At 36.2% G+C, this 25,573-nt stretch carries 24 protein-coding genes and 6 pseudogenes; 13 read left to right on the forward strand and 17 right to left on the reverse strand.

The window, feature by feature from the left end; translation table 11 throughout:
* Nucleotides 1-757: 757 nt before the first annotated feature.
* Nucleotides 758-1,963, forward strand: coding sequence for an MFS transporter (locus BG04_RS24040; RefSeq protein WP_034651832.1), 1,206 nt, complete (start codon nucleotides 758-760; stop codon nucleotides 1,961-1,963).
* A gap of 304 nt (nucleotides 1,964-2,267) precedes the next feature.
* Complete coding sequence (locus BG04_RS24045; protein WP_016766056.1) at nucleotides 2,268-3,161, forward strand: LysR family transcriptional regulator; 894 nt, start codon at nucleotides 2,268-2,270, stop codon at nucleotides 3,159-3,161.
* A 484-nt stretch (nucleotides 3,162-3,645) separates the two neighbouring features.
* Here the strand turns inward: BG04_RS24045 and BG04_RS24050 are convergent, their stop codons facing one another.
* From BG04_RS24050 to BG04_RS24070, 5 genes and pseudogenes are all read right to left on the reverse strand, one after another.
* On the reverse strand, nucleotides 3,646-4,536 hold the full coding sequence (locus BG04_RS24050; protein WP_034651829.1) for an aldo/keto reductase: 891 nt from the start codon (nucleotides 4,534-4,536) through the stop codon (nucleotides 3,646-3,648).
* 264 nt (nucleotides 4,537-4,800) lie between these two features.
* Complete coding sequence (locus BG04_RS24055) at nucleotides 4,801-5,520, reverse strand: SDR family oxidoreductase (RefSeq protein ID WP_171777206.1); 720 nt, start codon at nucleotides 5,518-5,520, stop codon at nucleotides 4,801-4,803.
* 99 nt (nucleotides 5,521-5,619) lie between these two features.
* Nucleotides 5,620-5,856: pseudogene (locus BG04_RS24060) on the reverse strand (DJ-1/PfpI family protein); the annotation flags it as partial.
* A gap of 22 nt (nucleotides 5,857-5,878) precedes the next feature.
* Nucleotides 5,879-6,757 (reverse strand): annotated as a pseudogene (locus tag BG04_RS24065) (PLP-dependent transferase); the annotation flags it as partial.
* Nucleotides 6,758-6,902: 145 nt separating this feature from the next.
* Complete coding sequence (locus tag BG04_RS24070; RefSeq protein WP_034651825.1) at nucleotides 6,903-7,766, reverse strand: SDR family oxidoreductase; 864 nt, start codon at nucleotides 7,764-7,766, stop codon at nucleotides 6,903-6,905.
* A gap of 197 nt (nucleotides 7,767-7,963) precedes the next feature.
* Here BG04_RS24070 and BG04_RS24075 point away from each other — a divergent pair, with 197 nt between their 5' ends.
* Entirely contained in the window at nucleotides 7,964-8,311 is a 348-nt protein-coding gene (locus BG04_RS24075; RefSeq protein WP_016766175.1) for a winged helix-turn-helix transcriptional regulator, read from the forward strand.
* A 278-nt stretch (nucleotides 8,312-8,589) separates the two neighbouring features.
* Here BG04_RS24075 and BG04_RS30040 read toward each other — a convergent pair.
* Nucleotides 8,590-9,299 (reverse strand): annotated as a pseudogene (locus tag BG04_RS30040) (DDE-type integrase/transposase/recombinase).
* A 446-nt stretch (nucleotides 9,300-9,745) separates the two neighbouring features.
* Here BG04_RS30040 and BG04_RS24090 point away from each other — a divergent pair.
* Together BG04_RS24090 and BG04_RS24095 are read left to right on the forward strand one after the other, a co-directional pair.
* Nucleotides 9,746-10,330: a YitT family protein gene (locus tag BG04_RS24090; protein WP_080743222.1), complete on the forward strand. Its 585-nt coding sequence runs from the start codon at nucleotides 9,746-9,748 to the stop codon at nucleotides 10,328-10,330.
* A gap of 535 nt (nucleotides 10,331-10,865) precedes the next feature.
* Nucleotides 10,866-12,215: an NAD(P)/FAD-dependent oxidoreductase gene (locus BG04_RS24095; protein WP_034651823.1), complete on the forward strand. Its 1,350-nt coding sequence runs from the start codon at nucleotides 10,866-10,868 to the stop codon at nucleotides 12,213-12,215.
* 266 nt (nucleotides 12,216-12,481) lie between these two features.
* Here the strand turns inward: BG04_RS24095 and BG04_RS24100 are convergent, their stop codons facing one another.
* A complete protein-coding gene (locus BG04_RS24100) occupies nucleotides 12,482-13,261 on the reverse strand; it encodes a hypothetical protein (RefSeq protein ID WP_034651821.1) in 780 nt (259 codons plus the stop codon).
* Nucleotides 13,262-13,528: 267 nt separating this feature from the next.
* Between BG04_RS24100 and BG04_RS24105 the strand changes: the two genes are divergently transcribed.
* From BG04_RS24105 to BG04_RS24120, 4 genes are all read left to right on the forward strand, one after another.
* The gene (locus BG04_RS24105; protein ID WP_034651818.1) at nucleotides 13,529-13,852 is read left to right on the forward strand and encodes an ArsR/SmtB family transcription factor; all 324 of its coding nucleotides are present in this window, start codon (nucleotides 13,529-13,531) and stop codon (nucleotides 13,850-13,852) included.
* Nucleotides 13,853-13,872: 20 nt separating this feature from the next.
* Nucleotides 13,873-14,838, forward strand: coding sequence for a TIGR03571 family LLM class oxidoreductase (locus BG04_RS24110; RefSeq protein WP_034651815.1), 966 nt, complete (start codon nucleotides 13,873-13,875; stop codon nucleotides 14,836-14,838).
* A gap of 31 nt (nucleotides 14,839-14,869) precedes the next feature.
* A complete protein-coding gene (locus tag BG04_RS24115; RefSeq protein ID WP_034651814.1) occupies nucleotides 14,870-15,877 on the forward strand; it encodes an LLM class flavin-dependent oxidoreductase in 1,008 nt (335 codons plus the stop codon).
* Between the two features lie 156 nt (nucleotides 15,878-16,033).
* Nucleotides 16,034-17,059, forward strand: a complete 1,026-nt coding sequence (locus BG04_RS24120) for an LLM class flavin-dependent oxidoreductase (protein ID WP_034651811.1) — start codon at nucleotides 16,034-16,036, stop codon at nucleotides 17,057-17,059.
* 264 nt (nucleotides 17,060-17,323) lie between these two features.
* Here BG04_RS24120 and hxlB read toward each other — a convergent pair.
* Together hxlB and hxlA are read right to left on the reverse strand one after the other, a co-directional pair.
* Nucleotides 17,324-17,836 (reverse strand): annotated as a pseudogene (gene hxlB / locus BG04_RS24125) (6-phospho-3-hexuloisomerase).
* 7 nt (nucleotides 17,837-17,843) lie between these two features.
* On the reverse strand, nucleotides 17,844-18,476 hold the full coding sequence (gene hxlA / locus BG04_RS24130; protein WP_034651809.1) for a 3-hexulose-6-phosphate synthase: 633 nt from the start codon (nucleotides 18,474-18,476) through the stop codon (nucleotides 17,844-17,846).
* 413 nt (nucleotides 18,477-18,889) lie between these two features.
* Between hxlA and BG04_RS24135 the strand changes: the two genes are divergently transcribed.
* A complete protein-coding gene (locus BG04_RS24135; RefSeq protein WP_034651807.1) occupies nucleotides 18,890-19,378 on the forward strand; it encodes a CBO0543 family protein in 489 nt (162 codons plus the stop codon).
* 40 nt (nucleotides 19,379-19,418) lie between these two features.
* On the opposite strand, the gene BG04_RS30655 is transcribed toward BG04_RS24135, so the two are convergent.
* Nucleotides 19,419-19,565: a hypothetical protein gene (locus BG04_RS30655; protein WP_155276300.1), complete on the reverse strand. Its 147-nt coding sequence runs from the start codon at nucleotides 19,563-19,565 to the stop codon at nucleotides 19,419-19,421.
* Between the two features lie 467 nt (nucleotides 19,566-20,032).
* Between BG04_RS30655 and BG04_RS31135 the strand changes: the two genes are divergently transcribed.
* On the forward strand, nucleotides 20,033-20,188 hold the full coding sequence (locus BG04_RS31135) for a hypothetical protein (protein WP_165574026.1): 156 nt from the start codon (nucleotides 20,033-20,035) through the stop codon (nucleotides 20,186-20,188).
* Between the two features lie 272 nt (nucleotides 20,189-20,460).
* On the opposite strand, the pseudogene BG04_RS30045 reads toward BG04_RS31135, so the two are convergent.
* From BG04_RS30045 to BG04_RS30755, 7 genes and pseudogenes are all read right to left on the reverse strand, one after another.
* Nucleotides 20,461-20,650 (reverse strand): annotated as a pseudogene (locus BG04_RS30045) (ImmA/IrrE family metallo-endopeptidase); the annotation flags it as partial.
* Nucleotides 20,651-20,687: 37 nt separating this feature from the next.
* Nucleotides 20,688-20,882 (reverse strand): hypothetical protein, encoded by a 195-nt coding sequence (locus BG04_RS24145; protein ID WP_034651802.1) that lies wholly within the window; start codon nucleotides 20,880-20,882, stop codon nucleotides 20,688-20,690.
* 134 nt (nucleotides 20,883-21,016) lie between these two features.
* Nucleotides 21,017-21,673 carry a nucleoside/nucleotide kinase family protein gene (locus BG04_RS24150; RefSeq protein ID WP_034651799.1) on the reverse strand — a complete coding sequence of 219 codons (657 nt, stop codon included), beginning with the start codon at nucleotides 21,671-21,673 and terminating at the stop codon, nucleotides 21,017-21,019.
* Nucleotides 21,674-21,748: 75 nt separating this feature from the next.
* Nucleotides 21,749-21,967, reverse strand: a complete 219-nt coding sequence (locus BG04_RS24155) for a hypothetical protein (protein ID WP_016764255.1) — start codon at nucleotides 21,965-21,967, stop codon at nucleotides 21,749-21,751.
* Between the two features lie 190 nt (nucleotides 21,968-22,157).
* Complete coding sequence (locus tag BG04_RS24160) at nucleotides 22,158-23,180, reverse strand: DUF3231 family protein (protein ID WP_016764256.1); 1,023 nt, start codon at nucleotides 23,178-23,180, stop codon at nucleotides 22,158-22,160.
* 141 nt (nucleotides 23,181-23,321) lie between these two features.
* A pseudogene (locus tag BG04_RS31790) lies at nucleotides 23,322-23,432 on the reverse strand (DUF5592 family protein); the annotation flags it as partial.
* A complete protein-coding gene (locus BG04_RS30755; RefSeq protein ID WP_041907485.1) occupies nucleotides 23,432-23,686 on the reverse strand; it encodes a hypothetical protein in 255 nt (84 codons plus the stop codon). The gene BG04_RS30755 and the pseudogene BG04_RS31790, both read right to left, overlap by 1 nt.
* A gap of 205 nt (nucleotides 23,687-23,891) precedes the next feature.
* On the opposite strand from BG04_RS30755, the gene BG04_RS24170 reads away from it, so the two are divergent.
* Both BG04_RS24170 and BG04_RS24175 read left to right on the forward strand, forming a co-directional pair.
* Nucleotides 23,892-24,179, forward strand: coding sequence for an ArsR/SmtB family transcription factor (locus BG04_RS24170; protein WP_034651793.1), 288 nt, complete (start codon nucleotides 23,892-23,894; stop codon nucleotides 24,177-24,179).
* Between the two features lie 65 nt (nucleotides 24,180-24,244).
* Nucleotides 24,245-25,552 (forward strand): MFS transporter, encoded by a 1,308-nt coding sequence (locus BG04_RS24175; protein WP_034651790.1) that lies wholly within the window; start codon nucleotides 24,245-24,247, stop codon nucleotides 25,550-25,552.
* The last annotated feature ends 21 nt before the right edge of the window (nucleotides 25,553-25,573 follow it).

The raw sequence follows: 25,573 nt of genomic DNA on the forward strand, positions 1-25,573 counted from the left end.
TAGAAGTAATGGAGACCCTTTTTTAGTTGCGACAACACATGGAGAGATTAAAACTGAATTTTGTTGGAGTACTACGTGTAGAAGGGCATATAGCTTCTAAAATAGTAAAACATCATAATGATATGCTAGATAGCAGATTCGTTACATTAAAAAAGTAAACGAAATTATGTTTTAAGCTAATAAATAACTTATCACAGGAACAAAAAATATATACTTTTACGGACTATGAATTTGATTTTGTTTCAAAACGCTAAAGGGATAAAATCAATTATCTTTCTTTTAACTTACTTTTTACCTGAAGCAAGTTTTTTTGTTTCTCCTACTAAAAGACGTAAGAAAATCATATAAGTTATACCGTATCAACCTATTCTATCCCTCTTCCCTCTAATTTCTACATAATATTGACCTGGAATAAAAGAAGTAACAAGCTCGATTAAGTAACCATCTTAGAGTCATAATTTGTTCATTAAATGAAAGATCCACTATTTTTATGGAGAAAAACACCAAATTTATATATCTAATATGCAGAGAAATACGCTTTGAAGAAATTAACTTTAGTTTTACATATAACGAATCATTCAATACAAATTTCAAGAGTTTAAAAACTTTTTTATTTCTTTTTATCTGTCCAAAAACGACTTAACATTTAACATCAAAAATAATGAATGTTATCATCAATTACCTTCACTGTTATTGATGGTAATGCAATGTTATTCTATATAAGAAATCAATCAAACACATCTTAGGAGGTATTTACATGAGTGGACATGAACGTTCACTACCGAAGTCAAAGGGAAACACATTTGCACTATTTGCTTTGGCCGCAACATTTTTTGGTGTAGGAGTCACAGAATTCATAAGCGTAGGTGTCCTTCCTGCTGTCGCCAAGGAATTTACTATATCAACATCGACAGCTGGATTAATTGTTTCCATGTATGCGCTAGGAGTTGCTGTAGGAGGTCCTATTTTAACTTCTCTGACGGCTAAAATTTCACGAAAAAAAGTGTTATTATCCGTTATCGTTCTGTTTATTATAGGGCATATTATAACGGCTATCGCTCCTACTTTCAGTATTGTACTAACAGGACGTATACTATCAGCATTCGCACATGGTGTGTTTTTTGCTATAGGTTCAACGGTTGCTGCAAGTCTTGTTCCTAAAAACCGTCAAGCAAGTGCCATTGCATTTGTATTTGGAGGATTCACGTTGGCTACTGCCATTGGTGCTCCTATAGGGACCTATATCAGTGATATTTTCGGTTGGAGATTTCCTTTTTACGGAATTGCATTTATTGGTGTAATTGCTCTTATTCTTAACGCTATTGCAATTCCAAGTCAACAATTAAAAACAGAAACACCTCCATCTTATAAAGATCAATTAAAGTTAGTAAGAAACGGAAGAATCTTGTTGGTTTTAGCAGTTACTGTTCTAGGATACGGTGGTACATTTGTAACCTTTACGTATCTTTCGCCAATTCTTCAGGAAATCATGGGTATTGCTGCTAAGAACGTAAGTATTATTTTATTTATATACGGTATAGCTATTGCAATTGGAAATGCTATCGGGGGACGTTTTGGAGATCGAAAACCACTTAAAGCTTTACTTTATGTGTTCATTGTACAAGCTATTATTTTATTGATTTTCACATTTACTGCGCCGTTTAAAGTAGTTGGTCTTATTACAGTTGTAGCTATGGGACTGTTAGCATTTATGAGTGTTCCTGTATTACAATCATACGTATTAACCCTAGCTCAACGTTATGTGCCAAGCGCTGTAGATGTTGCTTCATCTCTTAATATTGCTTCATTTAATGGAGGAATTGCATTAGGCTCATATGTAGGTGGACTTACTACGGATATCATGGGGTTAAATCACACACCTTGGGTTGCCTCTATTATGGTTTTATTAGGTGTTCTTCTTACTTTCGTAACGATAGGGTTGGAAAAGAAAGAAGATGAATAATAAAGTTTGAAAGATAAAAATTAGTTATTGAAATGTCATCAAAGGTTCTTATAAATAGAATTTCTTACAAGAAATAAAATGCTTTAAAAGGGAATTATATGAAAAAATTGGCAAGGTGGTTATAGACGAAGTATGAATCTATAGCCTTCTTGCTTTATTTTTTTAATCACAAAATTGATATAGAATAGGCTCAACCTTATTCATATTTTTATCTGAAATTGTTAATAAAATGTAATCATGAGATGATGAAGTACATGTAAAAAAATGAACGAATGATTGGGTATTTTCGAAAGGAGTAAAACAGATGGAGTTACGTCAACTAGTGACTTTTCGAATGGTTGCTCTAACACTGAATTTTAGTCGAGCTGCAGAGGCTCTAAACTATGTTCCCTCAAATGTTTCCATGCAAATTCAATCCTTGGAGGAAGAGTTGGGGGTAAAACTGTTTGATCGTTTAAACAAACAAATTGTATTAACAGATGCTGGCGAACGTTTCTATAAATATGTAGAAAGGATTTTAAATGATGTTGAGGAAGCAAAAAATAATGTGAATGATAGTGAAAACATGACTGGCACCATTACCATTAGTGCAAATGAAATTTTATGTGTTTATTTGCTTCCAGCCATTTTGTATGAATTCAGGAAACAATATCCTAACGTACGTGTGATTTTCCGTCCAACACCTTCTAACGACCTAAAACAATCTATTTATGAAGGGAAAACGGACATTGTATTTATACTAGAGGAGCCTGTAAATTCAAATGGATTAAATATTGAGCTTCTTCGTGAAGAGAGCTTTCGTCTCCTAGTTGCTCCTAATCATCCCCTTGCAAGTCAGAGCAAAGTTGATTTTGATGACATTCAAGGAGAGTTTTTCTTATTAAATGAAAAAGGATGCACATATCATACAACATTTGATCGACTACTTGTTCGTGAGGGAGCTAATGACTTTACAACCCTTGAATTTGATAGTGTGGAAGCCATCAAACAGTGTGCCATGCTGGGAATGGGAATTGCTTTTCTTCCTGAAATCTCTGTTGCTTCCGAGCTTGAACAAGGTAAGTTAGTTTCTTTATCTTTAGATTTAACAGAAATTAATTTTGTTTCTCAGATGATTTGGCATAAAGGAAAGTGGATATCGCCTGTCATTCAAGTATTCCTTGATATTGCAAGAAGTTCATATCAACATAAAAATTAACTATTTCTTTTATGAAGTTACTATCATCGCTTTTATGGAACCGAATTGGGCTATTTTTATAGGGACGAGCAAATGTATAAAACATGCGCTTTTTATACATTTTTTTCTCGTTCGTCTCCTAATAAAGCGTTAGTATGCCAAAGATGTATAAGAAGCTGCATATCCGATAAAAGTCATCCTACTCCGAACCCTTCTCTTGCATGGGTTCATTTTTTTGCTTGATTCCTTTAAGAGACATTATGGTGCGACAAGAAGTCGCTTTCTTACAGTGTAGCTGACATATATTTGTATGTCCCTTTTCTCTTTTTAACGATTAACATTAAACAAAAACTAACTAAATAGAGTTTTGATGCGAGAATAATTCGATAAGGATATTAAATTTCCCCGATAAAAAAACTGTATGGAATAAATTCTACACAGTTTTTTTGAAATTCCTATTAGATTGTCAGCAACTCCAACAAGAGTCCTTTTTTAAAGTGGATTTTCAAATAACATCCAAGGGCATTTTCCTAGTAGGTTTAGGAAATACTTGATCAATTCTAATGAGATCTTCTTCAGTAAACTCAATTGTTGCAGCTTCAGCATTTGCTAGAACATGTTCATCTTGAACCGCTTTTGGAATAGCGATGACGTTATTCGAACGGATGGTCCAAGCAAGAGCGATTTGTAATGGTTGGACATTGTATTTGTCGGCAATATCATGAATAGTTGGATCGTTTAAAAGCTGTCTTCTTAAAGAGCCTCCTTGAGCAAGGGGACTGTAGGCCATGATTGGCATGTTATGTTCACGCTGCCATGGTAAGAGATCGAAGTCGATTCCTCTTGAACCTAAATGGTATAGCACTTGGTTCGTCACACAATTTTTCCCGTTCGTAGTGTTCCATAGCTCTTCCATATCAACCGTATCAAAATTAGAGACGCCCCATCTTAAAACTTTCCCTTCTTCACGTAGTTTTTCCATTCCTTCAATTGTTTCCTCTAAAGAAACACGTCCTCTCCAGTGAAGAAGATATAAGTCCAAGTGGTCTGTTCCGAGTCGTTTTAAGCTGTTTTCACATGCTTTTGAAATCATATCTAAACCTGCATGATGGGGATACACTTTTGAGACTAAAAAGACTTCATCTCTGAGTCCTTTAATGGCTTCGCCAACTAAGCGTTCAGAATCGCCATTTCCGTACATTTCAGCAGTGTCAATAAGTGTCATGCCCAATTCTACGCCGAGCTGCAAGGCTTTTATTTCTTTGTCTCTCACTTGGGGATTTTCCCCCATGTACCATGTTCCTTGTCCTAAACTAGGTAAAGAAGTGCCGTCAGGTAGGGTTACCACGTGTTTAGCTAATGCATCTTTAATTCCCGCCCTTTTCTTTTCATCCATTAGGCTCGACCCTTTCTTTTATGTATTTGGTTATCATAGAAGTAGACTGTTAACATCTCTACGTATAAAGTACGCATATATTTAGAATTCCCGTAACCAACAACTCAATTCTTTATTGCATGATATGACCATTTCTGCTTCCTTCTGTGCAAAAAAACAAAGAAAGTGAGGATAGAGGATAGCCTATGAGTGTCAGACGCTCATAGGCTATCCTCACCACTTCTATTCTAAACCAATTTATCAATCGACTTTGATATCAATGGATTAGATCAGATGAGCTCCTCCATCGATAAGAACGGATGTGCCAGTTGTAAACCCATTTTTCGCTAGATAAACATAGGTTTCAGCTATATCTTTAGGTTGAGCAACACGTCCGACAGGTAATTGCTTAGCAATCCCATGGTACATAACTTGTCTTTGATCTTCTGACATTCCGCCATAAAGAGGAGTGTCAACAATACCAGGTGATACCACGTTTACTCTGATAGGTGCCAGGTCTACTGAAAGTCCTCGTACTAATCCATCGATTGCTGAATTAATGGAAGCTAGAGTCGTTGCACCTTGAGGAGGACGCACACCATATACACCCGAAGTTAATGTAATAGAACTTTCATTATTCAAGTATGGAAGAGCAGCACGAACCGAAATATACTGCCCCCAGAACTTACTATCAAAAGCCTCTCTTACTGTTGCAACAGGCAGTTCGCTAAAGTGACCCATTGCGCCTTCACCTGCAGTCACCACTAGGTGATCAAATTTTCCAACCTTCTTGAAAAAGTCAGCAACCTTTTCTTCGCTACGAAAGTCGATTTCATAGCCCTCTGCGTTACCACCAATCTTCACTTTTGCGTCAGATAATTTTGAAGCAGAACGGCTAGCAATAATGACTTGGGCGGATTCATCGAGAAACGCCTTAGCAGCGGCTAAACCAATACCAGATGTACCTCCTAAAACAACCACTCTTTTTCCTTTTAATGATGACAACGAAATACCTCCTTTATTCATACGTTTGTTTGATCAACTTGCGGATTCTGATTAAAGAATCCGCAAGTTGAAAATATTTAAGTTTTTACATCACCATTGTTATTTAGCTAAAAGTTTTAGTGATTCACGATTGAATGCTGGAATATCTTTTGCTTCTCGACTTGTTACAATATTTTTGTTAATGACAACTTCTTCGCCTTTATAATTTGCACCAGCATTTTTCAAATCGTTGCGAATGGATTTATAGCCAGTGATGTCGACACCCTTTAAAAGGTCTGTATCGATTAACACTTGTGGTCCATGACAAATGGCAAAAACAGTTTTTTTGTCTTGGACTGCTTTTAAAATAATTGGTTATTTACTCAAGCGCCTTTCGAAGATCCTCAATTAAATCTTCTACATCCTCTAGCCCTACCGAAATGCGAACCAAACCTTCAGTAATGCCGAGCTCTGCTCTTCGCTCCGCTGGAATGGATGCATGTGTCATGCGGGCCGGCACGGATATTAAACTTTCAACCGCACCAAGACTCTCAGCTAAAGTGAAGTAATGAATTTTACTTAATAGATGATCTGCTTTTTCCCCACTGCCCACGTCAAATGACACCATTCCTCCAAAACCTCTGGCCTGTTTTTTGGCAATTTCATGGTTTGGATGGTTCTCAAGGCCAGGATAAAATACCTTTTTGACAGAAGAATGCTGAGTCAGGAAGTTTACAATAGCTGCAGTATTTTCCTCTGTCTCTTCCATTCTGATACCCAAGGTTTTGATCCCCCTCATTAATAGCCATGAATCCTGAGGTCCCAGTACACCACCTGTAGAATTTTGCACAAAGTGGAGATCCTGTGCAAGCTTCTCGGTGTTTACAACCACAAGACCTGCTACCACATCGCTATGTCCTCCAATATATTTGGTGGCACTGTGCAATACAATATCTGCACCAAGTTCAATTGGATTTTGCCAGTAAGGTGTGGAGAAAGTATTATCAACAATGGTTAACAGACCATTTTCTTTTGCCAAACTGGAAGCTGCCTCAATATCTGTAATTTTTAAAAGCGGATTGGTTGGTGTTTCTAAATAAAGAGCTTTGGTATTTTCACGTATCTCACTGTGGATATTTTTCAGGTTGCTTGTATCTACAAAGGTAGATTCAATTCCAAATCGATTCAGCACTTTGCTCATCACCCGGAATGTTCCGCCATATACATCATCTGTCATGATGACATGATCTCCTTTATGGATTTCTTCCACCAGCTCTTCAGCTTTTTCAATAGCTCCCTTAAAAAAGTTGTTTGATTTAATGTTGACAATCCATCTTGAATTTGAAAACCGACCTCTGTTTCATTTTGAGAGGTCGGTTCTTAATTAAGTTCGATTATGCTGTTTAAGAGATGGCTTTAAAGATTTGAGTTAACCCCTCATTAATTGGTGTAGCTGGACGTCCAAGAAGTTTTTCAAAATCGTTGCTTTCGATTTCTAGTGTGCCTTCTCGAATCCCTTTCTGGATGTCAACAAGCATAGGAATAAGGAAATCAGGTACGCCGGCACCTTTCATAATATCGGCATAAGTAGCGTCATCAACCAGCTGTACAGACACTTCTTTCCTTAATACAATGCTAAGAGCAGAAGCAAGTTCGTCTTGACTCAATAGCTTACCTGAAAGTTCATAGATTGTATTTTCATGACCATTTCCAGACAGTACTGTAGCAGCAGCCTCTGCATAATCTTGTTGAAGTGCCCAACCTACTTTGCCATTTCCTGCAGAAGTTACCCATGGGGCTCCTGCTAGTACACCTTGAATGCTTGAAATTTCATTCTCCAAGTACCAGTTGTTACGTAAGAAGGAGTAGGAAATACCTGTTTTCAAGATAGCTTCTTCAGTTGCCTGATGCGTTGGAGCAAGGAAGTTTTTACTTTTCTGTGCGTTTACTATGCTAGTATAAGCAATAAATTTAACTCCAGCACGCTCTGCGGCAGCTACTCCATTGGTGTGTTGACGAATTCTTGTTTCATTATCTCCATCCGCAGAAATGAGTAATAACCGATCGATGCCTTTAAAAGCTGCATCCAATGTTTCTGGACGATCAAAATCACCTTGACGAACGTCTACTCCCTGAACTCGAAGTCTTTCAGCTTTCTCAGGATTTCGGACGCTGACAGCTAGTTGGTTCGCTGGTACAGTTTTCAATAAAGTGTCTACCACTTTTGTTCCTAATCTCCCTGTTGCACCTGTTACTAACATTTTCATGAATAATTCCTCCATTTTTATATTTTTCCGTTATAACCAATTCGGTTACAACTAATGTATAAAATAAGGTCCATTGAAAGAGATTTTATTTATACGGGATAATATAATATTATAGTCTTAACTGTTTTTTTAAAAGTAGTCATTTTTTTATGACATAGTCACAAAAATAGAACCATTAAGAAAGAGAGGCATTTATTATGGCAAGAAATTGGATCGGTGAACCTCCAGAGCAGCATAAAGAAGTTTGTCCTGTTACACAAACACAAGAAATTATTGCTGGGAAATGGAAGATCATTCTTCTATGGCATTTAAGCATAGAAACTAGGAGGTTTAATGAACTTCAAAAACTTCTACCTGATATTTCAAAAGGGATTTTGACACGTCAGTTAAGAGAACTGGAAGAAGATCAAATGGTTCACAGAGAAGTATATAAAGAAGTTCCTCCAAAAGTAGAATACTCGCTAACACCGTTAGGACAAAGTTTCATTCCTATCCTGCATAGTATGGGAGAATGGAGCAAAAAATATTTAAAGAACCAAATTTAAAAAGTTACCTCAGGTCGTCAGGTGAGTTAGCTTACAAAGGAAACTTAATATGAACTTTGTTCCACTATATAACATAGCTTAAATTCCGAAAAATACTATTTTTATAAGGGATAGCATATGCATAAAAGGTGGACTTCTTATACATTGTTTTCATTGATTTGATCAATAGAATGCCTATTCTATCAGCAATGTGTAAAAAGTTGCATACTCCGGAAAATGAACCCTCGGCGGAACCGTGGGACTGCACCCTGTTTGTGAGACAGGACTCAAAGCACCTTTTAAACAGCCAGCTGCCGGTATTGTACTGGTGACTGGTTGTTTAGTTTCGTTTGAATACGGGCATTGTTGTAATAAGTAATCTAGTTTTCGACGATGGTGGTCGTCGTATATGTTAACTCGTCGAGGTAGAACGTTTCAGACTTTAGCGAGGAATGAAACGATTCAATGGAGGCATTATCTGCGGGTGTCCCTTTACGGGACATACTCATAGTAATGCCTCTTTCTTTAATTTTTTGTTGATAGAGATGCGATGTGTACACAGATCCTTGGTCACTATGCAACGTACATCCTTTAGGTAAAAAAGGAAGTTGGCTTAACGCATCTAAAACAAATTCTACATTTTGGTGATCACCAATCGAATATGCAATGATTTTCCCATTTACGTTCACTACGATTGCTGGGAGCACTTCCTCTCCAATTCCTTGTACTTTTTTAAGACCTCAATCTGTTGTGTTAAATACCGGTTTTCTGCTTTCAATTTGGACATTTCGTCTTTAAAGCCAGGTCCCTTTCCGTATGAATACTGCTTGCCTACAGGCTATTAAAATCGATACATTTCTCCATTTTTATACCATCTCATCCACCTTTTTAATTGGGTGTAACTGCGAATATTTAATTGGGAAAGCACTTCTTTGACAGGTATACCAGCTAATCTCATCTCAATAGCTTTTATCTTTATCTCTGCTGGATAACTAACTCTTGTACCCATGGAAAAAACACCTCCAAGTGATTGTTAGGTAGTATATACCCGTTTTTTAACTTAAAGGTGTTTTTTATTTGTCTCACTATTAGGGGTCAGTCCCCCTACTGCCGCAAGGGTTCTTTTTTGATGTGTGTTCCGGAAAGAGTGATTATGTTAACTAAGGTTGTATATCATATACAGCTTAAAAACAGAAAAAGTCTACCTCTTCCCAGTCAAAAGAGGTAGACTTTTTCTGTTTTATGAATGGTAATCAATAGTTAGCTGACATTGCAGAACGTCTTGAGTAGTTTGCTCAAATGATAAAAAATATTCAATTTAAGCAATTACCTAATAAAGAATGAAAACATATAAGGTAGCCAAAAATCTCTTAGAATAATTTTTTCTAAGAGATTTATCGATAAAAAAACATTCATGAGAGCTAGCTAAAGCTTATACATATAGTAAGAGATAATTTGACTAAAAAGGTGATTATTATTTTTCGAAAAATACCGGTTGTTCTTGTCGGAAGCTTATTATTAAGTATAGGAATTAATGGATTTTTAGTTCCTCATTATTTGTTGGATGGAGGGACAATTGGAATTGCTCTTATCCTTCACTATTATTTTGAATTTCCCACAGGTGTAACGATGATTATTTTGGGCTTCCCATTATGTTGGTTTGCTTGGGTTTATGAAAGAACTTATTTTTATAATAGTTTTTATGGGTTAATTATTTCTTCTTTATTGATTGATTGGCTAGAGCCTATTAAAGACCAGTTTCAACTTTCTGTTTTTCCTAGTGTGATCTTTGGAGGAGTATGTATTGGAACGGGGATTGGTCTTATGCTTCGATACGAGACAAGCACTGGAGGAACAGATTTACTAGCCCAACTACTATCAAAAGCTTTTTCTTTGAACATAGGAATCGTCATTTTAATTATAGATGGTTTTATCATAACAGCAGGTCTTCCTTTATTAGGACCTAAAACGTTTCTTTTTTCATGTTCGACAATTTTTATAGGTGGAATGACGACTTCGTTACTTACTAAAAAAGAATAATTTGGATTATAAAATGAGTATCTTCTATCCTCCGCTTTTTGCCCCTTCTTGATCTTTATAAATTTAAAAGGCCCTTACAACAACTTTGAGATTAACTAAAGGGTTTTTTTTATGGTTGGTTCCTAGAGAAGACATTATGGTAACTAGAGATACTTGTTTTATAACATATGATTTATGTCAATTTAAATTTTAATAAAGTTGACATAAACTATATATTTCATGCAAACTAGTAAAGGCAACCAAAAAAGGGGGGATTATTTGAAAGTAAGAAACTGGGATACTCGTACAAGTTTTCATCATGGGGATTCCACTCGCACAAGCCATTAAAATCAGCTTAATCTATATTCCTGGTGACCTTATAGAGGCTCTTTTAGCCTCATATCTCGTATACAAACTTCGAAAATCGCCAGTACTGTATCATGTCATTTTTAAAAAGCGCAAGTCATAATAGTGCCTTGCTTCTTACAAAAAGATAGGTTCAAAGACAGTTATATTTGTAAGGAATAGTTACAGTGAAAGTAAGGAGAATTAAAATATGTATGATATCACAATTGTTGGCTCAGGTGTAAGCAGTATCTTTTTGGCTTACACCTTGTTACAAAGCGATCAAAAGATTTTAATCCTCGAAAAAGGAAAACCATTGGAACAAAGAGATTGTGCATCAGATCACGGTGAACCATGTCATTGTGACTTATGTGAAAAATATTTTGGCTTTGCCGGCTTAGGAAAGTCCGAAGGGAAATTTAATTATACGAGTAACTTCGGCGGAGAGTTGGCACAAAAGATAGGGAAAGAACATGCCATGCAAGCGATGGGAGAAGTGGATGACATTCTCTGCTTGTTTGGAGGTAAAGAAATTGCAAAGTATTCTACAGTAGATGCCCATCTTGCAAAGAAAGCTCAATCATGTGGATTACAGATGTTAACAACAGAAGTGAGACACTTAGGCACTTCTCTTTCAACACAAATTTTTCAGAGAATGTATGACATGCTGTCTCGCAAGATTGAAATTCGATTTGAGGTAGATATCACAGAGATAAAAAAAGAGGCGCATTCTTTTATAATTACTACAAATCAGGGAATGGTATACTCTCATAAAATCGTACTTGCGACAGGTCGTTCCGGTACAGAATGGTTACAAAGACAATGTTCTATGCTAGGTGTCAAACAAGGGACAACCCGATTAGATTTAGGCGTGCGAGTGGAGATGAAAGAGCAGCAGCTTCGTTCTATCTTGCAAGATACCTTTGAGACCAAACTTTCTTATACACATGAAGATCTTGTGTCTACCACATATTGTATGAATCCACGAGGAAGAATTGTGCGTAAACATCAAGAAGGATTTGTTATGCCCGATGGTCAAAACTTTCGGGAGAAAGCGAACGGCACTTCTAATCTAAATTTCACTTTATTCACTTCCCGTTACTTCTCTACTCTTGTGGATGCCAATGCGCATGCACAAAAAGTGATTGGAAGCATTAATGACAACAGAGAGCGCATTATTGTGCAACGTTTAGGAGATTTACGGGCAGGTCAGCCGACAACAGTGAAACAGATGGAGGTCAATCGTATTTTTCCTACCCTGCAAGCAGAGTGTGGAGATCTCACTGCACACGTCCCTTCCCTATATATACATATTTTGCAGGAATTTCTACAGTGCCTAGAAGCATTTATCGGCGAAACAATTGATGAGGATACACTACTCTACGGGATGGACGGGAAGTTTTATTCTCCTATCATAGAAACAACTACACATTTTGAAACAAATGTATCTGGTTTGTATCTCGTTGGAGATTGTTCAGGTATTACAAACTCTTTATCACAGGCGTCGGCAAGTGGAATCTATGTAGGACACCACCTATGTGATAGTGGTAGTCACAGGTAAACAGAATGGGTATTAAAAAACTGTTGGGTTCTGTGCTTATTCTTTATAGGCAGGGTCTTAAGGAACCTACCCTAATATTGATTTAGTCTAGAAAAAGCAAATTTATAGCATTAAGTCATTATTTATATAAAACAGCCTACATTCTAAGTGTTTAATACAAAGAATTTAGGCTGTTTCTTAAAAATCGTAAATATTTAATGATTACTTTCACTAGGAATAAAATTAACTTCAAGGTACATAAATTTAATGAGTTAATATTAAGTGTTTTACCATTTATACTTATTAACGACAAATATTCTCTGTCTCCACTGCAATTTGATCCAACTAAAAATCGTATAAATCATAACCCTGTTGAAACCATGTGCTCCCATGTCTAATAACTCAGCTAAATGATCAGCATAATATCTGATGACTTCAGCCGTTACCCTTTCAAAAGATAAATAATAAAATAATATGTTTTCCTCTTCATAGTAACTCACTTCAAATAGGTTGGTTTCAGAATATATGTGGCCAAAGGATGCATTTTCTTGCAAACTTCTTTTCCAATAATATATTCTATACTTTTCAACTACTCCTCCAAGCTGACTTCTTATTAACCCCAGTTGATCCAAGATATGTTGCATCCAAAGTGCCCTAGTATGGTCAACTATTCGAATATGAGGAGGACACACAGTTTTATGTTGCAGTGATGATATGTCAATTAGCCTTTCTATTCTAATATCTTTCCAGGCATCACAATCCAAAAAAAGAATACTTTTTGAACATTGCATGTCTTCCTGCCCTGTTCCAGCACATAATTTATGTTGAATCTCATCATTTTCCTCTATAAATTCCTGTGCACTTCTACACTTGTTAATCCATTTTACAATATCATCCTGAAAGGGTTTATTAGCTCCCCTCTTTGACTCAATAAAGACTGCTTCAAAACGTTGTTTACAAGGATCCCAAAATGAAGCAACAGAATCCATAGATATTGTATCGTCATCTATAACATCATCTTCATCAGAAGTTTCTTCACCTCTCCTTTTAAAGTCTTGATTTTTCAAAGCTAACAACCCGAACCATTTAAAAAATGGACAAAATAATCTTCATCTCTCCGCCACCAGTTCTCTAGGCTAATTTGTGTAGTTCCTTTAAAGCCGTTTCCTAGCCTTGCCTAAAGCATAAAATTTGATTTTGTGTATAAAGGAAAATAATATAGATATATCGAGAATTATCAATATCCTTTTGTTCGATTTGTTTGTACGCATTCAAGGCAAAATAGATTTTAATAAGATTAGAAAGGGCGGACACCGTTGAATCGGGAATCAAATATGATAAATGACGAACAGGCAGTTGAAATTTTCAAGGCTCTGTCAAATCAAATCAGAGTAAATATTCTGCAAATGTTGAAAGAACCGGATAATAATTTTTCCCCGCAGGCCCATGTCATCAAAGAAAAGGGCTTTGATGGCGGGGTTTGTGTTAGTGATATTCGTAGCAAAGTAGGACTATCACAGTCTACTACCTCCCAGTATTTGTCTATCCTATTACAAAGCGGGATGGTGGAAATGAAACGAATCGGACAATGGACTTATTATCGACGCAATGAGGAAACCATTAAACAGCTTGAAAAATATATAGGCTTAAAAATATAACCTTTTAAGGAGGACCAAGAGTGAGTTTTCAAAATCATCGTGCCTATAACAGCATGTACCAGAAAGACAAAATGACACTCGGATTTATCCTCCCGACTGCCAGGATGTCTAAAGATCCGATTATGGAGAATCAGCTGGAGCTTGCCCGTAAAATTGAGGAATATGGCTTTGCTTCATTATGGCTCCGTGATATTACGATGCAGAATTTGAATATTGATGATAACGGCCAAAAGTACGATTTATGGATTTATTTGACGTATCTTGCTGCCTATACAAAACACATTGCGTTAGTGACAGGAAGTGTAGTTCTCCCTTTGCGCCACCCTGTCAGGGTAGCCAAGGAAGCTGCATCAATTGATCAATTGTTTCCAGGTCGATTGATTATGGGAGTGGCATCAGGGGACAGGGAAAAAGACTTTACAGCTTTAGGGATGTTTAAGCAAGAAAGCGGTTCATTATTCAAAGAAAATTTCGAAATTCTCGACCGGCTGTTAAAAGAGGATCAGCCGACAATCCACAGCCACGCCGGGCTGATCGATGGTACAGATATGAGGTTAATCCCAAAGCCTGTATCTTCGATTCCGACCATGGTGACTGGATTTAGCAATCAGTCTATCAATTGGATAGCTAGGAACGGGGATGGATGGCTTCAATACCCAAGAAGCATTATTCAACAGGAGCAGCTTATCCAGGATTATCGTGCTTTAACTGAAGTTCATGCTCCAGGAGATTTTAAACCCTTCTCTCAAAGCTTGTTCATCAATTTATTGGAAAATCCCGATGAAATGCCTGTCCCCATACCCTTAGGCTATTCCGTGGGAAGAAACCGTTTAGTTGATCTACTTCATCAATTTCAAGCGATTGGTGTCAACCATTTGGCGTTTGTTCTGTATTTTTCCAAGCGTCCTCCAGAGGAAGTAATCCAGGAACTTGGAGAATTTGTTTTACCCTACTTTCCAACCCATAAAGGTACAGTCCAGCTTTAAAAAATTAAATTATATAAAAGGAAGAAGAATTATGACAAAGAAAATCGAACTTTCAGTACTAGATCCCTCCCCAATTGTCGAGGGAGGATCAGCCAAACTTTCTCTTCAAAACACGCTTGATCTAGCAAAGAAAACAGAGCAGTGGGGATATAAACGGTTTTGGCTTGCTGAACATCATAATTGGGCAGGAATGGCAAGTTCAGCATCCCCGATAGTAATTGGACGAGTGGCCTCTGTCACGGAAAAAATGCATATTGGATCAGGCGCAATGCTACTTTCCCATTATTCTCCTCTTTCCGTGGCTGAGCACTTTGGAACATTAGAAACCTTCTTCCCTGGCCGGATCGATCTTGGATTGGGGCGGGCACCTGGTACCGACCAATATACAGCAAATGTATTGCGGCAGCGGATTGCTGGTGAACCTGAATTTGATGCCCGGCTTGAGGAGCTTATCGCATATCTTTATGGTACAGGAACAGCCACTAAGAATGGTTCATTTGGCTTTCACGCCATTCCCGGCGAAAAAACAAATGTGCCAATTTGGCTGTTAGGTTCAGGGTTTTATAGTGCACAATTAGCTGGAATACTTGGGTTACCATTCTCTTTCGCGGGACATTTTGCTCCAGGTAACATGATGGAGGCGATAAAACTGTATCGAGATTCTTTTCGTCCGTCTCAATTTTTGGAGGAGCCTTATGTACTGTTAGCCGTTCAAGTGGTGGCTGCTGATGAGAAACAGGAGGCACAAAGGCTTGCCACTTCGATGTATCAAAAATTTCTTTTGTTAACCCGCGGACAGCCTTCGCCCATTTTGCCTCCTGTTGATAATATGGACGAGCTTTGGAACGATAATGAACGCAGGGCGGTTGAAGAACAGCTTTTCACTTCCATCATCGGGGACCCTGCTGACGTGAAGCATCAGCTCCATGAGTTAATAGAAAAGACTGAAGCTGATGAAATTATGGCTCATACAGAGATTTTTGATCATAAGGCACGGCTACGCTCTTATGAAATTCTGGCCCAGGCTACAGTGAATTAAACAGTGTCTAGTCTAATAAAGGATGTATTTTCTGCAGATATTAAATCAGTTAAATTAATGTAATTTAGATTGAAGCAGTAAAAGAAAACAAAGAAAACAGCCTGTAAATTCTTTTATAGGTTTGAAACGGAAATTTTAAAGAAAGAAGATGAGCATATGCCTGAAAATGATACAAAACAAATTACGGATATTCCATTCTCAATCCTGGATCTCTCTCCAATTGCAGATGGAAGTACGCCGGCTGATTCTTTTCGCAATACTTTGGAGCTGGCCCAGCTCGCTGAAAAGCTGGGGTATAACCGATATTGGCTCGCTGAGCATCATAATATGCCATTTATCGCCAGCTCTGCAACATCGGTAGTCATTTCCCATGTAGCAGCAGGTACATCAAAAATTCGGGTAGGTTCAGGCGGCATTATGCTACCGAATCATGCACCTCTTGTTATTGCTGAGCAATTTGGTACTCTGGAATCATTATATCCAGGACGTATTGATCTTGGCTTGGGCCGTGCACCAGGCACTGATCAGCTTACCGCACGTGCATTAAGACGTGACTTGAGAAGTTTGGGAGAAGATTTCCCTGAGCAGCTGGCTGAGCTCCGGAATTACTTTGACCCTTCCCTGGCACAAGGAAATAGTCATGTTAAAGCAATTCCGGGTGAAGGATTAAACATACCTATTTGGCTGTTAGGTTCAAGCGGATACAGTGCTCAGCTGGCAGGAGAGCTTGGGCTGCCGTTTGCATTTGCGAGCCATTTCTCGCCGCATAACACACTGCCGGCTATCCAGTTGTACCGCCGTTCGTTTAAGCCTTCTAAAGTACTGGACAAGCCGCATGCAATGGTAGGGCTAAACATCATTGCGGCTGACACAGATCAAGAAGCTGAGCGGCTCGCTACAACATTGCAGCAGCAGTTCTTAAATTTGATGCGCGGGAAGGAAGTCCCATTGCAGCCGCCAGTGGATAATATTAACGATATAGCGAGCGACTATGAAATAGCTGCCCTTGAGAATCAATTAGGAACTTCGATTGTCGGCAGTCCTCAAATCGTAAAAGAAAAGCTGGAAAAGTTTCTGGATGAAAGTCAAGCCGATGAAATCATGGCAATCGCCCAGGTTTATGATCATAAGGCCCGCCTCCATTCCTATGAAATATTGGCAGAAATTACTCAGCTAAAATAGGTCAAAACTGGACGAGCCTTATGGCAAGCTTTTAATGTATCTCCATAAATTTTTTGTATAGAATATAAAAAAGTGCCTGTCAAAGAAATTTTTGTACTCTATGTTATCCAGTTGCTCAATAGCAAAACCCTTTAAATTACTTTAACACCTTGTAATAGATTTAAATATCTCATCCGCAAACGAACGTATAGAATAAAGGGAGATTATACAGAAAAGACCACAAATTAAAAAGTGTGGTCTTTTCTATATATTTTAAGCTATTTTCTATTCGAGATTAGCATGTTTACTATACATTTTATTAGAATCTATGCTTTTTTCTCTCTAAAGCGTAAGATTAAGGCATCATAAAATAACAGCATTGTTTGCTCAAATAGAGATCCCATTGGTTGAATGGTCCTGTAATCACCTTCAGATTGATCTTTCGTGACTCCTGGTAATTTAACAGTAATATCAGCTCACTCTCCAATGGTTGATTCAGGAGAAATGGTTATAGCTGCGACTGTACCTCCTAAGCTTTTTCAGCAATGGCAACTAAGGTTTTGGTTTCTCCTGATCCTGAACCAATGATTAATAAATCGTCTTTTTCTAAATTAGCTGTTACTGTTTCCCCAACTACATAGGCATCAATCCCAATCCAGATCTGCCTGAACCAGCCACAAAGATTTTCTTGGATTCTAAAATCTGGTTTATTAATTTCTCTGCTTCTGAATCACCAATCAAGTGGATTGTTTGACTTAATTCTTGAACGACCTCGGCTACATATTGAGTAATCTTCATTGTTAAATTAACCTTGTTCAATTAATTTTTTCATTTCGCGTGCTGTAGCTTTTTTATTTTCTTTATTCGTAATTCCCCCACCTACGATAACCAGATCTGGGTGTTGTTTAATTACTTCAGGAAGTGTTTCTAATTTGATTCCACCTGCAATAGCAGTTTGCGCGTTTTTAACAACGCTTTTGATGGTTGAAAGGTCTTCGAAAGAATTCTTTCCAACTGCTTGAAGATCGTAACCTGTGTGAACGCAGATATAATCAACGCCAAGTTCATCCAGTTCTTGTGCGCGGGCTGCAATATCCTTCACGGCGATCATATCAGCAAGGATTTGTTTGCCTTGTTTTTTAGCTTCTTCTACTGCGCCTTTAATTGACTCGTCTTCTGCAGTGCCAAGAATCGTAATGATGTCAGCACCTGCAGCAGATGCTTGGCTTACTTCATATCCAGCTGCATCCATAATTTTCAAGTCTGCTAATACGGTTAAGTTAGGAAATGCAGCCTTTACTTCTTTCACTGCTTTAAGACCTTCATTGATCACCACAGGTGTACCAATTTCTACAACATCAATATGCTCTTCTACCTCTTTCACTAATTCAATAGCTCCCTGAATATTGACAAGATCTAATGCTAATTGTAATTTCATTTATATTCGCTCCTTTTAATATGATTTTATATTGTGCTATAGTCTGTCATTATACTGGTGTAAGGGTTTCCTTTCGAAAAGCTATTTACTCACCAGCACGTTTCTTAGTATACTCATTATTTTTTACAACAGATGTAAATAGTAAAGTACTTATTACAAGAGTATTTTACTATTTACATGCGTCAATATGATGCCATTCTCCTTAAACACCTGAGCCGTAAATGATAAGTACTAGCTTTTTCTTCGATGGACCACTCTCCTATTCAGTTTTTGATACAAAACAAATGTAATTATTCAAGAAAATTTTGTCATGGTTTATTTTTTTACATTTACATTAAAAAGGAAAACTGTTGCATCGTAAATCATAGACCAGCTAATACTAATTTTACGACTAAGCAAGGAGATGAAAATATATGAAAAGTAAAAAATTAGAAATACAATTTCTAAAGTGTATAACCATCATATTTTTAGGTAGCTTACCCTTTGTTTTAAAGAAAACTCCTATTAAAGATTCACTGTTGGTCTTGTTTATGAATGGATATACAAATGCTATCGTTGACAGGTTTCTGGTTAACCGTCAAATACTTGAATATCCTGTACGCTATATACCTAAAGAGTTTAAATCGAATGTTTTATTTGATTTCTTATGTTTACCAACTGTTTCTTTATGGCTTTATCATTTAACAAAAAATGATAATCCTTTTAAAATTGTATATAAGATTGTACTTACCATCAGTTCGCTATTTTTAGTTGAGTTATGGGCAGAAAAATATACGAAACTAATTAAGTGGCAAAAAGGATGGAAATGGTATTATAGCCTTATTAGCCTTAATGTAAGAGCTTTATTTAGTCGTTTAGTAATTGCAATTATTAACATTATAGAAAAGAAACAAGAAGGTTAACCTGCGCTCTTACTAGAAAAAGTAATCTTGTGTCTTCCTCTTATTTTATAGGTGGAAATCCAACTGGTTCTGCTTCTTCAAAGATAAACAAATCTAATTGTTTAGTCGCGAATGGATTACCGGATGCTTCCCAACCAGTTAATGTACCGAACAGATCTTCATTTTTCCATCCTGTTAAGTTATCCAAATAGATACTTCACTCATATGAGCATGAGAAGAACTTGGAAACGCTGCTCAGGTATTGTCACAATCATTTATAAATAAAAACCTAGTTAATGAACGATGTGTTAAGTAAACAGCACCAGAAGGTATGTCTTGCAGCAGTTCACCACTAATATTGGCCCAACCTGCTTCGATCTTTTCATTTTGTGGGTGTTTCATGAGCTTTTTGAGTTCTCGTTTATCGGAAATAAGCTTGTTAAATTCTTCAATTGAAAGAGATGTAATTTTTTTAATCGTTTATTCCTCCAATTAATTTGATTTTAAATATGAAAGAAAGGATTATTTATAAAAGAAAAAGCAGAGGTATTAACAGGATCTGCTTGTTAAATTTAATTTTGTCAGGTTAAAATCACTTCATTTTTTCCAGTATAAAATTGATCTCTTTACAGAAAATATCCTTATCTACGAATTATGAACAAGGAGGGGGAAAACTTGGGTAATAAAAATAACCCGTTAGTTGGTATTGGAATTCTTTCGATACTATTAACAACAATTTATACAGCAGTACTTGCATCACAGTTGATGGCCACTAAACACAAAGTTGATTACCTTTATTTTAAAAATAAGTTCTCTGAAAATAAAAACTAGTTCTATTGAGACGGTGATTGACCATCGTCTTTTTACTATTCTTTGTTTACACAATATTTATCTGATGTGTCGTCAAATATTCTTGCTATACTTTACCTTTCGATTTCCTGTTCTTCTTTTCTCTTCTTGACGATGCCTGTACGTTTTTGAGGGTACATTTGATTATCCACTTCAAAACGTTCTTGAAAAGTAAGAGGTTGTTCTTGAACTTGACCATTGATGATCCCCTTTTCCTTTTTAGCAATATTTGAATCGATCTGATGTTCAAGTTTGTTTAGATGTGTGTCTTTGGTGTGAAGTTTCACGTGTGCCAACTCATGTATCAAAGTCTTTACATTTTGACGTTCAGAATTACGGGGATTTAACGCAACTTCTTGTTAGAGTATAAGAAACTCCCTTTGCGGAACCTAGTTCTTCTTTAGGAGCAATAATAGAAATACCATTCTTTTCAGCAATAGCTTCACCTGTAAACAAAATACCATTTTATTCTATATTTTCTTTACCTCCGGTAGTTTCTCTTTCTTTTTTTCCTTTCAGCCTTTGGAGGTTGTAACAGAGAAAAAGGATTCTTTTTCTTTGTTTGAGCGATCCATTTATCCATTTCCTTTTCATCAAAGAGAAGGGATTTATTTGTCTTTTTTTTCTTTAAAATAGGTTTCTCTTTTTCTAGGATTCTTTCGTCAAATAATGCCATCTATCATACCCTCCTTGTAACTTTTAAATAATCTCTACTCAAAATATTAGTACCACTTACAAATAATCAAAAAGAAAGAGCACTTTTCGAAAAATATAAACGAAAACATGCTCTTAATTAAATAAAGTAAGGATTTAAATAAAATATGGATCATTTAAATCATTATTATTAATCACTACATCTGCGCTTAATTGTGGTTGATGTTCATCTAAATAGATTTTTGACGCTGCATGATACCTTTTAATAAACATTTTCTCGGCTTTTTCATAGCTTCCAAAAGTTTGCTCTTCTCGTTTGGCCCCTCTTTTCCTAGCTAATTCAAAGTCAGTACTAACGAATATTTTAAAATCATATAGGTTGCATAATTGCTTTTTAAATAGAAAAGTTCCATCTACAATTAAAATCATATCCTCAGTTGCTAGTTGAATAGTGGGTTTAACATATTGATCTGTCGCTAAATCTAAAGAAGCTGCTTGATAATGACCGTTACCCTTAGGTCCTAAAGGAATTAAAAGCTTATGCTTAAATGATTCATAATCATGGGCATCTTGGTAATAGCCAAGAGCTGACTCTTTTCCCTGACGGTAACGAATAGATCTCGAGTTATGAAAATGATCTATACTTGTTCTAATCACATTCTTTCCCCTATTTTGAAGTTCCTCAGTGAGTTCATTAGCAAGTGTTGTCTTTCCTGAGGATGTAATTCCACTAACTCCTACTCGTATGGGGTGTCTTGTTTTTAAGCTCAATACTTTATTAGCTAATTCAGAAATAAGTTTTTTTCTTAACATGTGATCTCCTTTCCAAACACTGATGCCTTTATTTTTCTATCTATAATATGAATAACCTCTTATTATTCATCTCGGTCAATAGCACAATATATGCTCTTTTTCCTTACCAATGTAAGTAACTGTTAAATCGATAGTAGGAATGATATCGGCTACACTTTTCTTTACCTCCGGTAGTTTCTCTTTCTTTTTTTCCTTTTCATCAAAGAGAAGGGATTTACTTCTCTGTTTCTCTTTTTCAAAGAGCTTTACTGACTTTACTTGCTCATTTTTTAATACTTTTTCATTGAATATCACGATAGTACGTAGCCCCCTTTTAACTTTTGAATAGAATTTGATTAAATTGTTAGTAGTAACTTGTAGCAATAGACAAAAAGAAAGAACGTGTTTCAATGAAAACACGTTCTGACTATAGGTTTTTATACTATTTGTTTAGTGAAAATATTTGTTTCTTCAAAAATACAATAACTAATAAACCATGTTTCCTTTAACTTTCTGTATTATCACGTATTAATTTATCACGATCAATAAATTGAGGAGGTTTCTCCATCCAAGAACGCTCAATTAACATATTTGCCCCATCCTCAGCATAGACTCCTGACTTCATAATAAATTTACTATAAAGAGCTGCTAAATCATGCCGTATACTTAAAGACATCGCACTCCCATATGTTGCAACTCCAAGGGCACACAATGCATTCACAAAACAAAGCATAATCTGCTCTGAATAAGGAGCGATAGTGGAGCTCGTAACACACGTATCCCAAGTCATAGAGGCAGGAATATCACTTTCATGTAACGTTTTATGAGTATTATAGAGAATATCTGAAGTGATTTTTGTGCCCCGTATAAAATGTTTTTTTATTTCACTATCCTTCGCTACTTGAGAGAAACCTAAAAGGACATCTTTCCCTAGTTCATTATTAAGTGATGTCATATATAAATGAGAGGTTTCCAGTGCAAGTAGAGATCGTTTGTGCCCAAACCATCCGGTCAGAAATTTCTGTTCTGTCACAAACTCTACTTCCTTTGGATAATCCATGTAAGGTGGCCGAATAAAGACACCCTTTTCCTTCATGACTTCTCGTGTGGCACCATTAAGCCTAATAGCCTCTTCCACATAGTTATGGAATAAATCATGGATATCTTTCCGACAGGCTAATGTGATGCCACCAGCATGTGCAGTCATCCCAAATTTACTCATGTGTAGAAGGTAGGCCATATAAAAAACATCTGTAAAAAGACGAGGCGCATTCAATTTAACATGTTTTTCTATTGGAAACCCAACGGGTTTAGGAATTTCCTCTTGTTGAAAGATCGTTTCTATTTCTACTAGATGTCCTCGAGCTACGTTAATTGTTTCTTCTAAAAGAGGTTTGACATCTAGATCCTCTACAGTTTGTAAAAAATGAGTTACCATACAGATATTTAAACTATCATTCATATAAGTATTCCACAGGTTTGAGATTTCAGCGCTTGTAAGACGCGATACTTTATTCATTTCTACCATATATTATCCTCCATTCATGTTTATCTTTTACATAAAATGGCAATAATAAACGTGAAGGCTGAGAATTTTAACTTGGACTTTCCATTCAGAACCATCCTATCTACCAGGGATGGTTTTTTCTTATTTTTAATAAGTACCTTTTTATTCTTGTTCCCTATCAATTGCACAATACGTACTCTTCTTTCGTAACAATGTAAGCAATAACGCCTCATACATCCGTTTTTTAGGGTTCGTACTTGGTCTAACGGTCATCAATAGCCCAAATATGCCCATGTGATGTAGGGTAACTTACACTTTACAGAAGAGCTACTTTCACTTGTACTCCCACCATAACCGGAAGTTTGGATTTCCTCATGAAGAGGAGCACTTGCCTTTCCTACAGAAGAGCTGCCTCCATTTGTGCTTCCACTTTGACCAAAAGCTTGTATTTCATCTTGTAAAGATGTGCCTTGACCCGATCCTTTTCCGTCTGAAGCATTCCCTTCACTATTTAGCAAACTACTCAAGACGTTCTGCAACGTCGACCAAACATTGATTATCATTCATGAAACAGAAAAAACAATTGAACGGATCCAGTTGTTTTTTCTGTTTTTAAACTTTATATGTTATTCATTTTTAGTTAACATAATTACCATTCTAGGTACTAAAAAATAAATCAAAGTAGCCATCTCTAATAGTTGACAATTTGGGTGATTATTATATAATAGTTTTATGACTTTAGAACAAACAAATGACCTTCAAAGAGTTAAAATATTCAATGCATTAGCAGATGAAAAGAGAATAAATATTATTCGTATCTTATCTCAAGAAGAAAATTGCCCGCGATGTACAGATATTGGAAGGAGTTTAGGGATTAGTAAATCAAATGGTTCTTATCATTTGAAAATTTTATCTGATGCACAGCTGGTAACAATTAAACGAGAAGGTGTAACTAAATACGTTTCTTTGAACACTGAAATGTTTAAACAATACCTTCCTGGATTTTTGGCTACATTATAAAGTAGCTTTTTTTTTACTAATTAGTTTTAAAGTTTTATGACTATTTGATTAAAGAGGAGTTATTTATGAAAAGCAGGATGAATTATCTCATTGTAACGTTATGTTTCATTGTTCTATCTGGTGTCATTAATGCTATTTTATTTAATATGGCTCTTGAGGATATGATAAAAGATTTGAGTGTCACGAGTTCTGCAATCAGTTGGATTGTTATTTCTTATACATTGGTTATTACTTTTGGCTCAATCACATATAGCAAATTAGCTTCCTACATTCAGATAAAAAAATTATTAATGATTGGTGTTCTTTTATTCGCTTTAGGTTCAGTAATAGGCTACTTATCTAATGGATATATTGGAGTTCTGATAGGACGTGTTATTCAAGCTATGGGGGGCAGTTCTTTTATTGCTTTATCCATGATCACAGCAAATCAATATCTTCCTTTAGCTAAACGAAATGTCACTCTTACGTTAATAGGAGGTTGTTTGTCTCTAGGTTCTGGATTTGGTTTTTTGATGGGAGGAATATTAACTCATATCTGGGGATGGCCATCCTTATTCTTATTTATGAGCCTGACTTTACTCACAGTTTTTGGCCTATACTACTTTGTCCCCTCTGGATATGCTGGTAACGAGAAAGTAACTAAACCCTTTGATTTTTTCGGGTTGTTTTATTTACTTCTCTTTGTTATTTCTTTTATCTTAGGAGTAAAATTAAATGGATATTTGCTTATTCTAAGCGTCCTTTCTATCCTCTTATTAAACTTGCATAGTAAAAAACAAGGAGTCTTGTTATTTATTGATTTTTCCGTATTCCAATCTTATTCTTTTAACAAATTAATCTTAATTAGTTTTATTAATAATGCAGCCATGGTAGCTATTTTGTTTCTTTTTCCTTTACAAGCCATTCGAACATTTCATGTATCAGTTATCCTAATTGGTTTCATCTTATGTAGTATCTCAATAGTAGGCTTTTTGATTAGTCTACTTGTGAGGAAAACTGTTCATTTTATAAGTAATAAGAAATTAATGGTTATATCTATTGGTGTACAATTAATAGGTTTTGGCATTCTAGTCTTTCTTGGTCTTCATTCTATGGTTATGATCACACTAGGAGTATTATTTATCTATATAAGTTTTAGTGCTCTAACTGTAATTGTTAATATTGAAATTCCTCATACAATAGAGAAGGAGAAAATGTCGATGGGGCTAGGGGTATACAATCTCTTCAATTTTTTAGGGATGTCTTTTGGTCCTTCCATATCCAGTCGTTTATTAGAGATGTCTTCAAATCTTAATTTTTCCTTCTCCTTCTTTGCAGGGCTATTAATCCTTTCTTTTGTGTTATCTATAGTAAAACAAAAGAGTGCGGGGTAATGCTGCAATAGAGCAGAAGAA

It is taken from the genome of Priestia megaterium NBRC 15308 = ATCC 14581 (assembly GCF_000832985.1).
GTDB lineage: Bacteria > Bacillota > Bacilli > Bacillales > Bacillaceae_H > Priestia > Priestia megaterium.